12 protein-coding genes and 1 pseudogene are annotated in these 17,081 nt (G+C 70.4%); 7 read left to right on the forward strand and 6 right to left on the reverse strand.

All coding sequences use genetic code 11. The annotated features are described in order from the left end of the window. Nucleotides 1-58: 58 nt before the first annotated feature. Entirely contained in the window at nucleotides 59-2,206 is a 2,148-nt protein-coding gene (locus tag CED_RS11935) for a serine/threonine-protein kinase (RefSeq protein ID WP_035910544.1), read from the reverse strand. Nucleotides 2,207-2,695: 489 nt separating this feature from the next. After that, on the reverse strand, nucleotides 2,696-3,403 hold the full coding sequence (locus tag CED_RS11940) for an IclR family transcriptional regulator (RefSeq protein WP_011437998.1): 708 nt from the start codon (nucleotides 3,401-3,403) through the stop codon (nucleotides 2,696-2,698). Nucleotides 3,404-3,494: 91 nt separating this feature from the next. On the opposite strand from CED_RS11940, the gene leuC reads away from it, so the two are divergent. The 3 genes from leuC to CED_RS11955 all read left to right on the forward strand — a co-directional run bounded on the left by leuC (nucleotide 3,495) and on the right by CED_RS11955 (nucleotide 6,365). After that, entirely contained in the window at nucleotides 3,495-4,892 is a 1,398-nt protein-coding gene (gene leuC, locus CED_RS11945) for a 3-isopropylmalate dehydratase large subunit (RefSeq protein ID WP_035910547.1), read from the forward strand. Nucleotides 4,893-4,975: 83 nt separating this feature from the next. Beyond that, nucleotides 4,976-5,563, forward strand: coding sequence for a 3-isopropylmalate dehydratase small subunit (gene leuD / locus CED_RS11950; RefSeq protein WP_011437996.1), 588 nt, complete (start codon nucleotides 4,976-4,978; stop codon nucleotides 5,561-5,563). Between the two features lie 517 nt (nucleotides 5,564-6,080). Further along, nucleotides 6,081-6,365, forward strand: coding sequence for an HU family DNA-binding protein (locus tag CED_RS11955; protein ID WP_011437995.1), 285 nt, complete (start codon nucleotides 6,081-6,083; stop codon nucleotides 6,363-6,365). 21 nt (nucleotides 6,366-6,386) lie between these two features. On the opposite strand, the gene CED_RS11960 is transcribed toward CED_RS11955, so the two are convergent. Further along, entirely contained in the window at nucleotides 6,387-8,588 is a 2,202-nt protein-coding gene (locus CED_RS11960) for an RNA degradosome polyphosphate kinase (RefSeq protein ID WP_035910550.1), read from the reverse strand. 1,046 nt (nucleotides 8,589-9,634) lie between these two features. Here CED_RS11960 and CED_RS26175 point away from each other — a divergent pair. Next, nucleotides 9,635-11,179, forward strand: a pseudogene (locus CED_RS26175) (putative bifunctional diguanylate cyclase/phosphodiesterase); the annotation flags it as partial. 35 nt (nucleotides 11,180-11,214) lie between these two features. On the opposite strand, the gene cofC reads toward CED_RS26175, so the two are convergent. Continuing rightward, nucleotides 11,215-12,093 carry a 2-phospho-L-lactate guanylyltransferase gene (cofC, locus tag CED_RS22545; protein ID WP_011437992.1) on the reverse strand — a complete coding sequence of 293 codons (879 nt, stop codon included), beginning with the start codon at nucleotides 12,091-12,093 and terminating at the stop codon, nucleotides 11,215-11,217. Between the two features lie 329 nt (nucleotides 12,094-12,422). On the opposite strand from cofC, the gene CED_RS11975 reads away from it, so the two are divergent. Then, entirely contained in the window at nucleotides 12,423-13,433 is a 1,011-nt protein-coding gene (locus CED_RS11975) for an NAD(P)H-dependent glycerol-3-phosphate dehydrogenase (RefSeq protein ID WP_200875401.1), read from the forward strand. A 57-nt stretch (nucleotides 13,434-13,490) separates the two neighbouring features. Here the strand turns inward: CED_RS11975 and murA are convergent, their stop codons facing one another. Together murA and thiD are read right to left on the reverse strand one after the other, a co-directional pair. Further along, entirely contained in the window at nucleotides 13,491-14,912 is a 1,422-nt protein-coding gene (murA, locus tag CED_RS11980) for a UDP-N-acetylglucosamine 1-carboxyvinyltransferase (protein ID WP_011437989.1), read from the reverse strand. Between the two features lie 109 nt (nucleotides 14,913-15,021). Beyond that, nucleotides 15,022-15,855, reverse strand: a complete 834-nt coding sequence (gene thiD / locus CED_RS11985; RefSeq protein WP_051868774.1) for a bifunctional hydroxymethylpyrimidine kinase/phosphomethylpyrimidine kinase — start codon at nucleotides 15,853-15,855, stop codon at nucleotides 15,022-15,024. A gap of 247 nt (nucleotides 15,856-16,102) precedes the next feature. On the opposite strand from thiD, the gene CED_RS11990 reads away from it, so the two are divergent. Both CED_RS11990 and CED_RS11995 read left to right on the forward strand, forming a co-directional pair. Further along, nucleotides 16,103-16,336 carry an Lrp/AsnC family transcriptional regulator gene (locus CED_RS11990; protein WP_011437987.1) on the forward strand — a complete coding sequence of 78 codons (234 nt, stop codon included), beginning with the start codon at nucleotides 16,103-16,105 and terminating at the stop codon, nucleotides 16,334-16,336. A gap of 66 nt (nucleotides 16,337-16,402) precedes the next feature. Then, entirely contained in the window at nucleotides 16,403-17,017 is a 615-nt protein-coding gene (locus CED_RS11995; RefSeq protein WP_235187040.1) for a DUF3515 family protein, read from the forward strand. The last annotated feature ends 64 nt before the right edge of the window (nucleotides 17,018-17,081 follow it).

Genomic DNA, 17,081 nt, shown 5'->3' on the forward strand with positions numbered 1-17,081 from the left:
ATCCCCGTGCCGGGAAGGCGCCGGGACCTGCCCCGCCGGCGGCCCGATGGTCAGGCGTTCAGGTCCTGGCCGTCGATGTCGATGTCGATGTGGGGGTCGGGGCCGGGGCGGACGCTGGGGGCTTGGTGCAGGCCAGGGTCAACGTCACCGTCGTGGAATGGCGTGGACGCTGTCCGGTGGGGGAGTACGCCGACACCTTGCTGGTCTCGCTGTTGCTGCATGACCCGTTGACCGCGGTGGAGGTGAAACCGGCGAGGGTGAGCTGCCACTTGGCGTCCGACTCGGTCATTCCGATGACGCCGGGTACCTGCGCGCAATCCTCAACCTGCAGGTTAATCGTGGCTGTTTTGGCAATCTTCCCCGACTTCGGGGACTGGTGCGCGACGGTGTCGACCGCACCGGCGCCGTAGCACCCGAAGGCCTTACTGAGGTTCGTGAAGCCCGCCGATTTCAGGGTGTTCTCCGCCGTGGTGAACGAGCTGCCCTCGGTGTTGGGAACGGTCGCCGTGCCGTCGTCGGTGGGTGACGGGGACGGGCTGCTCCGCGCCGTCGGGCTGTTCGTCGGCGTGGCCCCCGTGGGGCTGGCCGCAGGCGCCGTGCCGGCGCCGGGAGAGGGAGATCCCTTCGCGCTGGGCCGCGGGGTCGCCCCGCCCCCGGAGAGGCTCGTCGGGTTGACCCCAACGGCCACGCCCGGAGCGGCTCCGCTGGTTCCGAAGCCGGAACCGCCCGAGGCCGCCGCGGCGGACACCCCGCCGGGACCGTCCGCGCTCAGTTCCGCGCCGGTGCCCCCGCTGGAGGCGAGCGCCCAGCCGCCGGCACCGGCGACGAGGGCGACGACAAGGCCCGCACCCGCCGCGATCCGGCTACGCCGCCGCCGGTCGGCAGCCGCCCGCGAGGCGGCCGCGGCCCCACCGATCGGGGGGCCGGGTTGGTGGTTCGCCGGGATCGCCGACATGACTGTGTTCGTGTCCGCGGCCGGGGCGTCGGAGCGGGCCGGGACCCGCAGCGCCGGCTGCATGCCGGTCGGGGCGTCACCGTCCCACCCTCCCCGGCCGCCGGTGGCCGGGGCCATCCGGGTGCGCTCGACGCCGCCCTCCCGTCCACCGGCCTGCGTGCCACCGGCCTTCGTGGCGGTGGTCAGCGGACTGCCCGCGATCTGCGTGTGCTCCAGGTCGGACCAGGCGGCTGCGCCGACCGCGTCGCCCGCCCCGACCACGCATCCCGCGCCCCCCGCCGCGGCCACGGCGGCGGAGCGCACCACGCGCTGCGTTCCCGTGGCGGGGGAATGATCCGCGCTTCGGGCCGCGGACGCGCCGGCGAGTGCGGAGAGCTGGATTCGGTTGTCATGCTCGGCATGGCTGCCTGGCCTGGACGCGTAGCCGCCCCCCCAACGGCTGGCCTCGAGCGCCTCGACCAGGTCCTCGGCCGCGTCGGCGGCGCTCACGGGCCGCCCCCTCGGGGACTTGGCGAGCATTCCGGCCAGCACACCCCACACCGGCGCCGGCACACCCTGGATGGGCTGGGGCTGTTTTTCGCNGTGCGCCTGCAGGAGCTCGGCCGGGTTGGGGGAGTCGAACGGCGGCGAACCCGCGAGAAGCTCGTACAGCACGACTCCCGCCGAGTACACGTCCGCTGCCGGGGTGGGTGGCGCGCCCGTGCTCAGCTCGGGAGCCATGTAGAGCGGGGTCCCGATCGGCCCGGTGACGCTGGTCCGGGACGAACCATTGATCATCTGGGCGATCCCGAAGTCGGTCAGGCGCACGATCGGATGAGCCGGATCGGAAGTGTCGATGAGTATGTTCTCGGGTTTGACGTCCCGGTGGACGACGCCGGCGGCGTGCACGCTGTCGAGCGCCCACAGGGTGCCGACGACGAGCCGGACCGCCTCCTCCACCGGTCGAGGCCCGAACTCGCGCAGATGGGTCCGCAGGTCGGGACCGTCAACCAGATCCATGACTATGGCGAGCACGTCGGGTTCGTTCACCAGATCGCGTACGGCGACGAGATCCGGGCTGTCGAGGTCGATCAGAAGGTCCCATTCACGCAGGAAGCGCTCCACGATCTCGGGATCGTCGGCGAGCTCGGGGCGCAGCACCTTGATGGCCACGGGAGCACCGTCCGAGACGGCGGCGCCCCGCCAGACCTGGCCGGTCGTACCCTGCCCGAGTATCTCGTGCAGCACGTACCGCGAACCCAGTTTGCGCACCGCGCGTTGTCCCCTTCTTTGGCGCCGCCCGGGGCGGCCGAACCTACGACGGCGCCGCTGCGGGCGGCGGCGGCCCGTGGGCGGAGCCCGCAGCGTCATCCGGACGAGCGCACCAGTGCGCGGGCGAGCTGTATCGCTTGCACTAGATGCCAATACCCGCATGGGTCATCCGGCCTACTGTTCCGATCATCCGAGACGGACGACTCGAACAGGCTACGACGTAGGGCGGCGAAGCCGCGCGGCGGGGGATACCCCTGCGCGGTGGAGCCGCCGCCCGCCACCGGCAGATGTAGCCCGGGCAGTCGCGGGCGTGGGGTCCGAATGGGGGATTCAAAATGGCGAATGGCAAGAACGGCCGACGAAAAGGTCCGGTCGCGTGTTTTGTGGCCGGGGAAAAGTTGCGGTGGTCCACCGGTTGGTGGCCGACGTCCGGTGGCCGGCGGTTGGTGGCGGGTGGATGCAGGCGAGTGGATATAGACGAGTGGTGTGTCAGCCGACGGCCGGTGTCGAGAGCCGGGCCGCCGCGGCGAGGACCGCCGCGCGGTGCCGGCGCCCCGGCGACCGGGTGAGCCGCTCCACCGGTCCCGACAGGGACACTGCCGCGATCACCGTTCCCGTGCCATCGTGCACCGGGGCGGACACGGACGCCAACCCCCTCTCGCGTTCCCCGATGCTCTCCGCCCAGCCACGATCGCGCACCCGGCGGAGGACAGCTTCGTCGAACAGGGCTCCGGCGAGCAGTTCCGGCTCGGGATGCGCCGCGAAGGCGAGGAGGACCTGAGCACCGGACCCCGCGGTCATCGGGAGTGCGGCGCCGACGGGCACGGTGTCGCGCAGGCCGCTGGCGCGTTCGGAGGCGGCGACGCAGTGGCGCAGGGCCCCGCGCCGCACATAGAGCTGGGCACTTTCTCCGGTCACCTCACGAAGCTCGGCGAGAACCCGGCCGGCCCGATCCAGCAGGTCCCACGGCAAGGGGGTCGGGGTCCCCGCGGCGAGCCGCGGCCCGGAGACGAAGCGGCCGTCGGCGGTCCGGCCGAGCAGGCGGTGGACCTCGAGAGCCTGTGCCAGCCGATGCGCCGTCGCGCGGGTGAGCCCGGTTCGGGCCACCAGATCAGCCAGTGACGCCGGTCCCGCCTCGACGGCGGTCAGCACGAGGGCTGCTTTGTCCAGGACTCCGACTCCGCTAAGCTGTTTCACACATTGATACTGTCATCCCACATCATGAGACAACAAGCTGTGGGAGAGGGAAACTCATCACCACGCCAGAAGAGGGGAGAATGGGTTGCCCATGGGGCGCACACTTGCGGAAAAGGTCTGGGACGCCCACGTGGTGCGGCGCGCCGACGGTGAACCGGATCTGCTGTACATCGATCTGCACCTGGTTCACGAGGTCACCTCGCCGCAGGCGTTCGAGGCCCTGCGGCTGGCCGGGCGGCCCGTGCGGCGTCCGGAGCTGACCCTCGCTACCGAGGATCACAACGTCCCCACCACCGACACGCTGGCGCCGATCGCCGATCCGATCTCGGCGGCCCAGGTGGAGGCGCTGCGGAAGAACTGCGCCGAGTTCGGCGTGCGGCTGTACCCGATGAACGACCCGGGCCAGGGCATCGTGCACGTCGTCGGCCCCCAGCTCGGGCTGTCCCAGCCCGGCATGACGATCGTCTGCGGTGACAGCCACACCTCCACCCATGGCGCGTTCGGGGCGCTGGCCTTCGGGATCGGCACCAGCCAGGTCGAGCACGTCCTCGCGACCCAGACGCTGCCGCAGCGCAGGCCGAAGACGATGGCGATCACCGTGGCGGGCGACCTGCCCGTCGGGGTCAGCGCGAAGGATCTCATCCTGGCGATCATTGCGCGGATCGGTACCGGCGGTGGTGCCGGCCACGTCATCGAGTACCGCGGTGCGGCGATCCGGGCCCTGTCGATGGAGGGCCGGATGACGGTCTGCAACATGTCCATCGAGGCCGGCGCGCGCGCCGGGATGATTGCGCCCGACGACGTCACGTTCGAGTATCTCGCCGGGCGGCCGCGTGTCGCCACCGGTGCTGCCTGGGAGGAAGCGGTGGCCTACTGGCGCACCCTCGCCTCCGACTCCGACGCGGTCTTCGACCGGGAGGTCGTGATCGATGCCGCGAGCCTCACGCCCTACGTCACCTGGGGAACCAACCCGGGCCAGGCCGCACCGCTCGGATCGCTGGTTCCCGCGCCCGCCGACTACCCGGACGCGGCCGCGCGGGCCTCGGTCGAACGAGCGCTGACCTACATGGGCCTCACCCCCGGCACCCCGTTGTCCGACGTCACCGTCGACACGGTGTTCATCGGATCGTGCACCAACGGGCGCCTGAGTGACCTGCGCGCCGCCGCCGACGTGCTGCGCGGCCGGCGGGTGAGCGAGGGGGTCCGGGTCCTGATCGTTCCCGGCTCCATGGCGGTGAAGGCGCAGGCCGAGGCGGAGGGGCTCGACGAGGTCTTCCGAGCGGCGGGNGCGCAGTGGCGCAGCGCCGGCTGTTCGATGTGCCTCGGCATGAACCCCGACACGCTTCGGCCCGGCGAGCGCAGTGCCTCGACGTCGAACCGCAACTTCGAGGGCCGGCNGGGGCNGGGTGGGCGCNCCCATCTCGTCTCGCCCGCGGTCGCCGCGGCCACCGCCGTGACCGGTCGGCTGACCGCTCCGGCGGATCTGTAGCGCGCCCGGCGTGGATCGTCGGTCCACGCACGACGGCGACCGTCGTTCATCCACGACTTCTTTGAGAGGGGAGCGTTTCCGCGATGGAGGCGTTCACGATTCACACCGGGCGCGCGGTGCCGCTGCGCCGCAGCGACGTCGACACCGATCAGATCATTCCAAGTGAGTGGCTCAAGCGGATCGAGCGGACGGGATTTGGCGCCGGCCTGTTCGCGCAGTGGCGCGCCGACGACGGCTTCGTGCTGAACGAACCAGCGTACGCCGCGGCGTCGATCCTGCTGGCCGGCTCGGACTTCGGCACCGGTTCCTCGCGGGAGCACGCCGTCTGGGCGCTGCAGGACTACGGGTTCCGTGCCGTGCTCTCGCCCCGGTTCGCGGACATCTTCCGCGGCAACGCCCTCGGCAACGGCCTGTTGCCGGTGCAGCTGTCGGCTGAGACGGTCGAGGCACTCACGTCCGCGGTCGAGGCCGATCCCACGATCGAGATCACTGTCGATCTCGTCGCGCGCGAGGTCCGGGGCGCGGGGCTGGTGGCCACCTTCGACCTCGACGACTTCACCCGCTGGCGGTTGATGGAGGGGCTCGACGACGTCGGGCTGACCCTTCGCCACGAAGATATGATCACCTCTTTCGAGGCCGGTCGGCCCGCCTGGTCGCCGACCACCGCCTAACGCCCGGGGCTGTCACCCGGCCACCGGCGTCCGGATGCGCCGGTTCCCGAGCACCGCACCATCCGCGGGGACGGAGTCGGATCCGGTCTCGGTCGGGGGTTCACGGTGGTGCGTGTCGGATCTCACATTCAGGAAGGTGGGATGGGTGGCGGGTGCGCCGGGGGGGCGTTCCCCATCTCTGTGGGGATGAAGCGACTGTCGCGGCCGGCTTCCGGGTAGCTACCCATCGGAGTGGCATCAGCGATGTCGGGGGCATCCGGCTACCAAAGGGTGACATTGCGCCCAAACCAGAAGGCAATTCTCGCTACTGAACGTAATTAATCTGCCGAACGGGCTATGTCGCCCGGACCCTACGCATCCCGTCGCCCACCGGAGCGAACCCGTTGACGTGCGGGTTTGTGTGACGCGACACGCTCACGGGAATTGCCCTCGACAGTGGAGATGCCTACGGTGCAGCGCAGTGTGATGCCCGATCTGCTCCCCACCCCGCGCCCGCGGGGGGCGTCCGGAGGTTGTTGTGAACAAGTCCCAGTTGGTTGACCGCATCGCCCAGCAGATCGAGGGCGGGCGGTCGAACGCCACCAAGGCCGTCGACGCGGTGTTCGACGCCATTCAGGAGGCCGTCGCGAGCGGAGAGAAGGTGACCATCACCGGCTTCGGCGTGTTCGAGCGGGTGGAACGGGCCGCCCGCACAGGTCGTAACCCGGCGACGGGTGAGCCCGTGCACGTCGCTGCCTCGGTCGTGCCGAAGTTCCGGCCCGGCTCCGAGTTCAAGTCGAGCGTCTCGGCGAGCAACGACTGACCATCGGTGCGGGCGCCGGGCTTACCGGTGCCCGCGCCGCATGGCGTCGGCCATCAGGTCGTGCTGGTAGTCCGACAGGCGAACGTCGTCCGGCCCGGTCGTGCGTCGTTCCCAGCGGCCGTCGGACTGCAGCACCCAGGCGGACACCTCGTCGGAGAACGCATGGTCGAGCATCTGCCGCAGGGTGTCTCGCCGGTCCGGGTGCGGGACGCGCACGAGTGCCTCGATACGGCGGTCGAGATTGCGGTGCATCATGTCCGCGCTGCCGATCCAGAACTCGCCAGACGAGGNGAACTCGAGGACCCGGCTGTGCTCCAGGAACCGCCCCAGGATCGAGCGCACGTGGACCGTCTCCGACAGGCCCGGCACTCCGGGACGTAGGGCGCAGATCCCGCGGACCAGGCAGTGCACGGGTACCCCGGCGATGGAGGCGTGATACAGCGCGTCGATCACCTGTTCGTCGACAAGGCTGTTGACCTTGATGCGGATCCCGGACTCCCCGCCCCCCCGGGCAGCCTGGGCCTCGGCTTCGATCCGCTGCAGGATGCCGTCCCGCATGTGCTGCGGGGCGACCAACAGCGAGCGGTACTCCGTCTGTCGGCTGTAGCCGGTGAGGACGTTGAACAGGTCGGTGAGATCCGCGCCCACGCCCGGGTCGGCGGTCAGCAGCCCGAGGTCCTCGTAGAGCCGAGCGGTCTTGGGGTTGTAGTTGCCGGTACCCACATGGCAGTAGCGGCGCAGGCCGCCGCGTTCCTGGCGTACCACGAGGCAGGTCTTGCAGTGGGTCTTCAGGNCGATGAGACCGTAGACCACGTGGCAGCCGGCCCGTTCCAGCTCGCGGGCCCAGCGGATGTTGGCGCTCTCGTCGAACCGGGCCTTGATCTCGACGAGGACGACGACCTGCTTTCCCGCCTCGGCCGCGCCGATGAGGGCATCCACGATGGGGGAGTCCCCGGACGTGCGATAGAGCGTCTGCTTGATGGCGAGAACATGCGGATCGGCCGCCGCCTGCTCGATGAACCGCTGAACGGACGTGGTGAACGAGTCGTACGGGTGGTGGACGAGGATGTCGCCCTCCCGGAGCACGCTGAAGAAGTCCGGTGTCTCGCCGTCATCGGTCGTCAGCCGCCGATGTGTGATCGGGACCCGCGGCGTATCTTTCAGCTCCGGGCGGTCGAGGTCGTAGAGAGCCCACAGGGTCGACAGGTCGAGCAGGCCGGCGACCCGATGTACCTCGCGCTCGGTGATCTCCAGCTCCCGCATCAGCAGGGTGAGCAGATCATCATCGATGTCGGCGTCCACTTCCAGGCGGACGGCGGGACCGAACCGGCGCCGGGCGAGCTCGCGCTCCAGAGCCTGGAGCAGATCCTCCGCCTCGTCCTCCTCGACTTCGAGGTCGGCGTTGCGGGTGACCCGGAACAGATGGGAGTCGATCACTTCCATGCCCGGGAACAGCTGGGAGAGATGGGCAGCGATCACTTCCTCCAGCGGGACGAAGCATGCGCTCGCCTGGGGGGCCAGACCCCCCGGGACACCGGCCGTGTCGGTAGGCTCCACCGCTACGGGGACCAGCCGAGGAACGTTCTGGGGCACCTTCACCCGGGCGAAGCGGTCGACCTCCCCGCCCGGGTCACGGACCTGGACGGCCAGATTGAGCGACAGCCCGCTGATGTAGGGGAAGGGGTGCGCCGGATCGACGGCGAGGGGAGTGAGCACCGGGAAGATCTGTTCGTGGAAGTAGTGGTGCAGCTGATCACGCTGGGTCTCGGTCAGCTGGGGCCAGAACCGGATGCTGATCCCGGCATGGGCCAGCGACGGCCCCACCTCGTCGGTGAAGCATCGCGAATGCCGCCGGGTGACCTCGGCCGTCATCGTGCTGATGAGATCGAGTTGTTCCCGGGCGGTCAGCCCGTCGGCGGAGCGGACGGCCAGTCCCGTCGCCTCGCGTCGCATCAGCCCCGCGACCCGGACCATGTAGAACTCGTCCAGGTTGCTGGCGAAGATCGCTAGGAACTTCGCGCGCTCCAGCAGGGGCGTGGACACGTCCTCGGCGAGCGCGAGGACCCGGGCGTTGAAGTCGAGCCAGGACGCCTCCCGGTTGATGAAGCGGCCGGCGGGCAGGTCGGACGGCGCCGGCTGACGCGGCGCCTCCAGGGGCTCGAGCAGGCCACTGCGGGCCTTGCGCTGAGGCTGTTCAGGACGGGTCGCCATCAGCTCGCTCATGCCTGTAGATGGTGCCAGTCCCCGATGGACTCGGCAGCNTCGATGTGGCATCTCTGGCAGCGGGGGCCGGGCGGGACCCGCATCGCCGGTCTGACCCCGATCCGGACACTGGCAGAGACCGCGCGGCACGCGAAGTATTCGCCTACTCTTTGTGATATAGCGATCACGCGCTACGGTGCCGAGAAGCGCCGTCGCGCTCGTTTGTACCTTATCGTGATGTAGCGGGCCGTTTCCGTGGTCCGGTCGGATCCCTCTGCCCCAGGCGGCCGACTGCCCCAGGCGGCCAGCACAGGGGGAGGAGGGCGGGACGAGGGATGCTCGTCGACGCCGCCGCGATCGCCGCGGGCCTGACCGCGACACTGAGTTGTGCCCGGGCCGGTCGCCGTCTCGGTCGAGTACGGGGCCGCTGGTTGGTGTGGCTGTCCTTCGCGCTGGCGACCTGGACGGTTGGACAGGCCGGATGGATGCTGCACCGCTGGGACGGGGCATCGGTCGGAGGGCGGACGGCGACGGATGCCGGGTATCTCACCGACGCCGGCCAACTCGCCATGCCGGTCCTCGCACTCGCCGCCTTCGCGGCTGTTCCCGCGGGTCGGGCGCGTCGATCACGACCGCGCGCGGGCGTGCTGGCGCCGGCAGGGATGGCCGGCCTCGCCGGGGGCACCCACCGCTGGCCGCCGAGTTCCTCGCGGCTCACCCGCGTCNCCGGGGCGGGCGGCGAGGGGGTGGCCGCCGCCTACCCGCGCGCCAGTCCGGCCACCGCGTTCGACGAGGTCATACTCGGCAACTCCCTGTTCCTGCTCGCCTGGTCCGGGGTGCTCGCCGGGATCGACGAAGTGGACTCCTCCCGCCCGCCGCAGCCGGTGGAGCATCTCCTCGCGGTTGCGCATCCGATCGTCGTGCTGCTATTGATCATCGCATTCCTGCACGTGGCAGGCTTCCGGCAACCGGTGGACCTGCCCGCCGTCGCGATCGCCGGAACCGGACTGGTGTGCCTCGCGGTCGCCGGCGTGTGGATCGTTCAGCTCGACGGCAGGGATCCCACGATGACGGGTTCCTGCTCGGTCGCCGGTGCCCTGTTGATCGTCCTTGCGGCATCGCGTGCCGGCCGGGGGGACGGCCGGGAGAACGGCCGGGAGAACGGCCGGGAGGACGGCCGCCGGTCTCGCCGGTGGCCCGTTCACGGCGAACTGCTCGGATGGCTGTGGCCGGCGGTCCCCTATGTCGCCGCGGCCGTGGTCGCGGCGCTTCTGCTGGGGCGGGCCCACGGCGGAGTCATTCTCGATCCGGTCGAGATTATCGGGGGTGCGACGCTCGTCCTCACCGTCCTCGTCCGGCAGCTGACGACCCTGCGGGTGAGTCAGCGGTTGGCGAGCCGGGTCGGCGAGGCCGAGCACGAGGTGCGGCACTGGACATCCCATGACCCGTTGACCGAGCTGGCCAACCGCACCCTGTTCCACCAGCGGCTCACCGACGCCCTCGCCGCGAGCCGCCACGACGGCCGTGACGTGGCCGTCCTGTACTGCGACCTCGACGACTTCCGGGTCGTCAACGACAGCCTCGGGCACGCCGCAGGTGATCATCTGCTGCGCGCGGTCGGGCAACGGCTACGACACTGCGTAGGCACGTCGGACACCGTGGCGAGGCTCGGCTCCGACGAGTTCGCCGTGCTGTTGGACGGTGGGCGGGAACTGCCCGAGACCGTCGCCGAACGGGTCCTGGCCGCGCTGCGCCAGCCGGCGCAGGCCGCCGGTCACCTCTGGCCGGTCCGCGGGAGTGTGGGGCTGGTCGTCGCGTGCCGGACCCAGGAGACCACCGAGGCGCTGCTCCGGCGGGCCGACACGGCCGTCCACACGGCAAAACGAACGGGAAAGAACCGTCTGGTGGTCTACCGGCCCGGACTGTGCCCGCCCAGCGCCGGCACGCACCTCGCCGACGCCTTGGCCACCGCCCTGCGCAGGGGAGGACGGTCGGCCGGCTTCGACGTGCACTACCAGCCCATCGTGCGGCTGCGCGATCGCAGTCCGGTCGCCCTGGAGGCCCTCGCCCGATGGACGGAGCCGGGGCGTGGACCGGTGCCACCGGGCACCTTTGTCGCGGCCGCGGNGGACGGCGGCATCGTCGGCGCCCTCGACGACATGGTCCTCACCCAGGCCTGCGCGGAGGTCGCCGTGGCGTACCCGGCCTCGGCACTGCGGCTGCACGTGAACGTCTCAGCCAGCAGGATCGCCGACACCACGCTGCTCGACAGCGTCGCCCAGGCGCTGGCGGCCAGTCGGTTCGACCCGGGCAGGCTGGTGGTCGAGATCACCGAAACGAGCCGGATTGACGATCTGCGCGGCGCACGCGAGGTGTTGAACGAGGTTCGTGCGCTGGGGGTGGCGGTCGCGCTCGACGATGTCGGTGCCGGCCACAGCACATTGGCCGCCCTCCATCAACTGCCGGTGGACGTCGTGAAGCTCGATCGGACGCTGCTCGAACCACCGCCCAGGGACGGACACCGGGTGGCGACGATGCGTCGATCGATGATCAGTCTCGCGCACGCCCTCGGTGCCGTCGTCGTGGCCGAGGGCATCGAGCGGGAAGGACAGATCGCCGAGCTCGAGGAGCTGGGTTGCGAGCTGGGTCAGGGATACTTCTTCGCCCGACCTGGTCCGCTCGCGTCGCTCACGATCCGGCGCTGGGTTCCGCCTACGATCCCCGGTGGTACGGACAGCCCTGACTCCGCCGAGGTGCCCGATTCGCCGCCGGATCCGCCGGAGTCCTCCGCCACGAGCGGGGAGTGATACCCGGCGGTCAGCGCCGCCCTGGTGGCCCGGCCTACCCCCAGGTCCCGGGCCTGCGCCAGATCCGCCAGCGTGTCGACGTCACGTCGCAGTCCCGGTACCGAGCCACCGAGGGTTCCCGTCAGATCCACCGCTCCGGAGCGACGGTGCGTGGCGTGACTGTGTGGTCCGAATGCGGGCTGCAGGGTGGCGCCGGCCGACGCGGTCAGCAGAACGGTTCCCGTTCCGGTCGCGTCGGCGAGAACCGCTCGACGGTGCTGGCTCGCCTCGGACAGCGCCTGATGCAGCTCGGGGGGGCGCAGCGCGGGAAGGTCGGCGGAGAGGGCAGCCACCGCACGGGTGGGCCAGCGGGCCGAGGCCAGCGCGGCGCCGTGCACCAGAGCGGGATTGAGACCTCGGTCGGGTTCGTCCGGAATCACGACGAGCCGAGCACTCCTCGCAGCCGGGGAAAGATTCGGTTGATCTGCGCCAATATAGTGGGAATTGAGGAGAGTCGACAGGGCGTGGTCGGCCGTCCGATCGTTCGTTACGATCATCACGGCGCCGACCAGATCGGTCTCGGACTCAAGTACCGCCATCACCGTGTCCAAGGCCATCGCAAGGGCCAGCCGGCTCCGGTCGGGGCGGTCCAGCCGGGTCTTCGCCCGGGTGAGGTTCTTCAGCGGCAGCACGACCGTCCAGGACACTCCGTTTCGTGGGAGCCACACGAAGGCGACCATAGGCCATGCCGACCCCGCGGTGCGCCGGGTCCTGCGTGCGCGGGCTGAACGCCGGAGCCGTGGCGCGTCCCCGGCATGCGGCGCATCCTGCGTGGTACCCGCCAGATCGGCGTCTACGGTCAGAGTGAGGACGCGGCGGACGCGGCGCGATGCGAGGTGTCCAGCCGGCCGGGCGTCGATACCAGGCACGCGATCCANCNGGAGGGCANAATTATTGTCGATTCCCGCCACAAGGTAGAAAACGCCTCGATCGGTGGCGCCTTCCTCGTACCCATCGTCGGGGTCGCGATCACTCCCCCCGCTCGGCCGGACGTTTCCTGGGGAACCAGGTGAGACGGGCCGCGGTGCTTACGGCCGGGTCCTGGGGAAGTGTGTTCGCGAAGGTCCTCGCGGATGCCGGAGCACGGGTCAACCTGGTCGCCCGTGACCCTGAGATCGTCCGGGCGGTCAACACCCGCCAGGTCAATCCGCGCTATCTGCCGGCGATCCAGCTGCCGGACCGGGTGCGCGCGATGTCCGACGCGGGGGAGGCGCTGGCCGGCGCGGAGTTCGTGGTGCTGGCCGTACCGTCTCAGGCGCTGCGCTCCGTCCTCGCCGGATGGGCGCCCCTGATTGGGCCCGACGCCGTCTACGTCAGCCTGATGAAGGGGGTGGAGGTGGGCAGCCAGTTGCGGATGAGCGAGGTCATCACGCAGGTCACAGGCGTGTCGCCGGACCGGATCGCGGTGGTGAGCGGTCCGAATCTGGCGCCCGAGATCGCCGCCGAGCAGCCGGCGGCGACTGTGGTCGCCAGTACCTCGACGAGCACGGCGGAGGCCGTCCAGGCGGCGTGCTGGACGCCCTATTTCCGCCCCTACACCAACACCGACGTGATCGGCTGCGAGCTGGGCGGAGCGATCAAGAACGTCATCGCACTGGCTGCCGGCATGCTGGAGGGAATGGGCTTCGGCACCAACAGCCTCGCCTCGTTGATGACGCGCGGCCTGGCCGAGACCCTCCGACTCGGGGTCGCGCTGGGTGCCGATCCGATGACATTCGCGGGACTGGCGGGACTGGGGGNTCTCGTGGNGACCTGCGGCTCCCCNCTCTCGCGCAACCGCACCTTCGGCGAGAAACTCGGGCGTGGCCTCACGCTCGCGCAGGTGGAGGCCGAACAGCAGCAGGTCGCCGAGGGGGTGCGCTCCTGCCGCCCCCTGCTCGCCATGGCCGATGACCTGGGCGTCGCCATGCCGATCACCCGCCAGGTCGAACGGGTCCTCTATGAGGGTCTTCCCCCGATGGAGGCCGTCAAGGATCTGATGAGTCGGGAGCCGGGCCCGGAGTACCGGCTCCGTCTCTGACCTGCGTGTCCCTGACCTGCGTGACCCTGACCTGCATGCGCCTGGCCTGCACGCGCCTCACCTGCATGCGCCTGGCCCGGCAGCACCGTCGTTCCGGTCAGGTCGGGGCGTGGTCGGTGCCGGGGGCGAACCCACGGCCTGCGTGTCAATGAACGCTCCGATCGAGCGCAGCTTACCCACCGGGTCCTCGTAACCGCGTTCGAGGAAACGGGTCCCGCGGATGATGCTGGTGCCGTCGGCCACCAGCGCGGCCAGCACGTAGGCAAAGCCGGCGCGCAGGTCGGGGATCGCCAGATCACCGCCGGTGAGGGAGGTCGGCCCGCTCACGACCGCCGAATGCTCGAAGTCCCGGGACGCGAACCGGCAGGCCTTCCCACCGAGGCACAGGGTCGACAGGGCGATGTCGGCGCCCATCTCGGCCAGTTGTCTGGTGTATCCGAACCGGTCCTCGTAGATCGTCTCGTGGATCACGGAGGCACCCTTGGCCTGGGTGAGCAGGACGACCAGGGGCTGCTGCCAGTCGGTCATGAACCCGGGGTGTACGTCGGTCTGCACATGTGACGCGGTCAACGGCTGGGCCCGGAAGAAGGTCATGCCCCGCGGGGTGACCTCGAACTCGCCNCCGAGCCGGCGGAGGTGGTTGAGGAAGGTCGCCAGATGTTCCTGGCGGGCACCGACCACCTCCACCCTGCCGTTGGTGGCCACCGCGGCCGAGGCGAAGGACGCGGCTTCGATGCGGTCGTGGATCGGGGCATGGGTGGCTCCCCGCAGTGCGTCGACCCCCTGCACCACGATCGTGCGGTCGACTTCCACGTCGACGAGGGCGCCCATCTGCTGCAGGAACATGATGAGGTCGATGACCTCCGGTTCCACCGCCGCATTCGAGATGACGGTCGTACCCTGCGCCCGGACCGCGGCCAGGAGCAGGTTCTCGGTCGCGCCGACACTCGGGAACGGCAGCGCGACATGGGTGCCGTGCAGACCCAGCGTCTTGACCTGGACGGAACGCAGCTGCTCGACGATCTCCGCACCCATGGCACGCAGGCCGGCGAGGTGGAAGTCGACGGGACGCTTGCCGATCCGGCAACCGCCGGGCAGCGGGATCACGGCTTCGCCGACGCGGTGCAGGAGCGGGCCCATCATCAGGATCGGTATCCGGTTGACCCCGGAGTAGGCCTCGGACAGCGACGCGTCGATGATCTTTTCGGTGGCGAGTCGCACAGTGTGCTCGTCCAGCCACTCCACCTGGGTGCCGAGTTCGGCGAGCATGCCCAGGACCACGTCGACCTCGGCGATCCGAGGCACCCGGGTCAGGGTGCACGGCTCTGGCGTGAGGAGGGTGGCGACGAGCAGCTTGGTGACCGAGTTCTTGGCCCCGGACGCTTCGACCGAGCCGGTGAGCGGAGCGCCGCCGACGATGCGATACCACCGTCGGTCCGTGCTGGTGGATGGTACCACTCCCGAGCTGTGCGCCCCCACGGGCTACCTCCACGGTGATGATGCGGATGCGTGACGTGCGTCAGGTCACGTGCGGCGGGGCGATTGAACCAGACGCCGCCGGCGCGGCCCGAGCCCGGCTCTCAGGCTGCTACCTACGGTGACGATAGCCGTGGTCTACCGGGCCGATCCCCGCGCCGAGCGGAAAGCCGCTGGCCAGGGCGCCACTGACGTAGGCCTTGGCGGCCTGTGCGGCCTCGACGTGACCACGCCCCTGCGCCAGGTGCGCGNCGATCGCGGAGGCCAGCGTGCATCCGGTGCCATGGGTGTGCCGCCGGTCCAGGCGGGGGCTTCGGAGGACGACCTCGGTGGTCCCGTCGGTGAGCAGGTCGACCGCGTCGCCGGGAAGATGCCCGCCCTTCACCAGCACCCAGCGCGGGCCCAGGGCGAGCATCGCCTCGGCGGCTCTGGGCAGGTCGGCGACGTCCAGCACCTCCACCCCGGTCAGCAGACGTACCTCGTCGAGGTTCGGTGTGGCGATGGTGGCGCGGGGCATGAGCTCCGTACGGACCACCTCGACCGCCTCCGGGGACAGCAGGGGGTCGCCGTGCTTGGAGACGCTGACCGGATCGACCACGACGGGTACGTCGAGCCGCGAGAGTTCGGCGGCGACCAGCGAGACCAGAGCCGCGGAGGAGAGCATCCCCGTCTTCACCGCGTCGACCCCGATGTCCGCCACGACCGCTCTGATCTGGGCTCGGACCGCTTCCGGAGGGAGATCCCACACACCATGGACGCCCAGGGAATTCTGTGCCGTCACCGCGACGATCGCACTCATGCCGTGGACGCCGAGGGCGAGCATCGTCTTGAGATCTGCCTGAATGCCCGCGCCGCCGCCAGAATCCGATCCGGCGATCGTCAGTACGCGGGGCGGGGCGGAGCTCGGTTCCGGCGGCGGCTCGCTCCGGATGCTCCGAGCGTTCACGTGTCTCCTATTCTTCGCTCTGGGTAGCTGCGTCGTGGTTGCCATCACAACCGGGTACCGAGCCGGCCAGCTGACCCCCACGATTGGGGTTCCGGATGAGGCCGGGCGACCCCTCGGTCGGTCCCTGTCGGCCGATCTGAGCAAATTCCTCGACCTCGGAGGCTCTCATCCGGGCCGTTTGCCTGTTACCTTCTGTCGGCCCGTAGTTCTGCTCGACGGGCTGTCGACGTCCGACGAGGGAGCGTCTGTGGTCCACGCGTACATCCTTATCCAGACCGAGGTCGGCAAGTCCTCCTCGGTTGCCAAGGAGATCGAGCAGATCCCCGGGGTCACCCAGGCCGAGGACGTCACCGGCCCCTATGACGTCATCGTCCGGGCGGAGGCGGCCACCGTCGATGACCTCGGGAAGATGGTCATGGCGAGAGTGCAGTCGGTCGACGGCATCACCCGCACGCTGACCTGCCCGGTCGTTCACTTCTGAGCTTCTCCGCCGCTGAAGCTCCTCCGTCCCGACGTGGGTCAGGTCGGCTCCGGGACGGGGGACCCGGTGGGCGCTCCCGGCTCCCGGCTCGCGCCCACCGCCGGGGCCGGGCCACCGGTGACGTCGGTGGCGCGCCAGAATCGGGACATGGCCACCGGTGGTGAGCAAGCCGAGCGGGGCCGACGCCCGGCACGGGGCGGGCGCCGGCCGGGGCGGTCATGTCGGTATCCGGTGTTCGTCGCCTCGTGGGTCCTGCTCGCGCTGGTCGGATGCGGCGGTCCCGGATCGATTCGGCTGACCAACGTGCCGATTCCCGCGGAGTCGGTCCGTTCGTCGTGCGTGGACCTGGTCCACGATCTTCCCCCGTCGCTCGGGGACGACCTCGACCGCCGGACACTGGACCCCCCACAGGCCACGGCGGCGGCCTACGGCGCGGCGCCGGTGGTGCTCACCTGCGGCGCGCCCGGTCTTCCGGCAAGCTACCGTCCCGATGCGATGCTGTCCGTCGTGGACGATGTGGGGTGGTTCGCCGAGAACCTGGGCGGCACGACGGTGCGCTATTCCACCCCCACGCGGCAGCCCCAGGTGGTTCTCNCCCTGCCCGCCGACGTGCAGGCGTTCGAGGTACTCGTCTCGGTCGCCCCCGCCGTGCGGGCGCACAGCAGGTCGACGACATCCTGAGACGAGCTCCCGGCCATTCCCGCCCGGCGGAACGCCTCCACGCCGTCACGGGCCCGGGTGGCGC

The organism is Frankia sp. CeD, assembly GCF_000732115.1.
GTDB lineage: Bacteria > Actinomycetota > Actinomycetes > Frankiales > Frankiaceae > Frankia > Frankia casuarinae.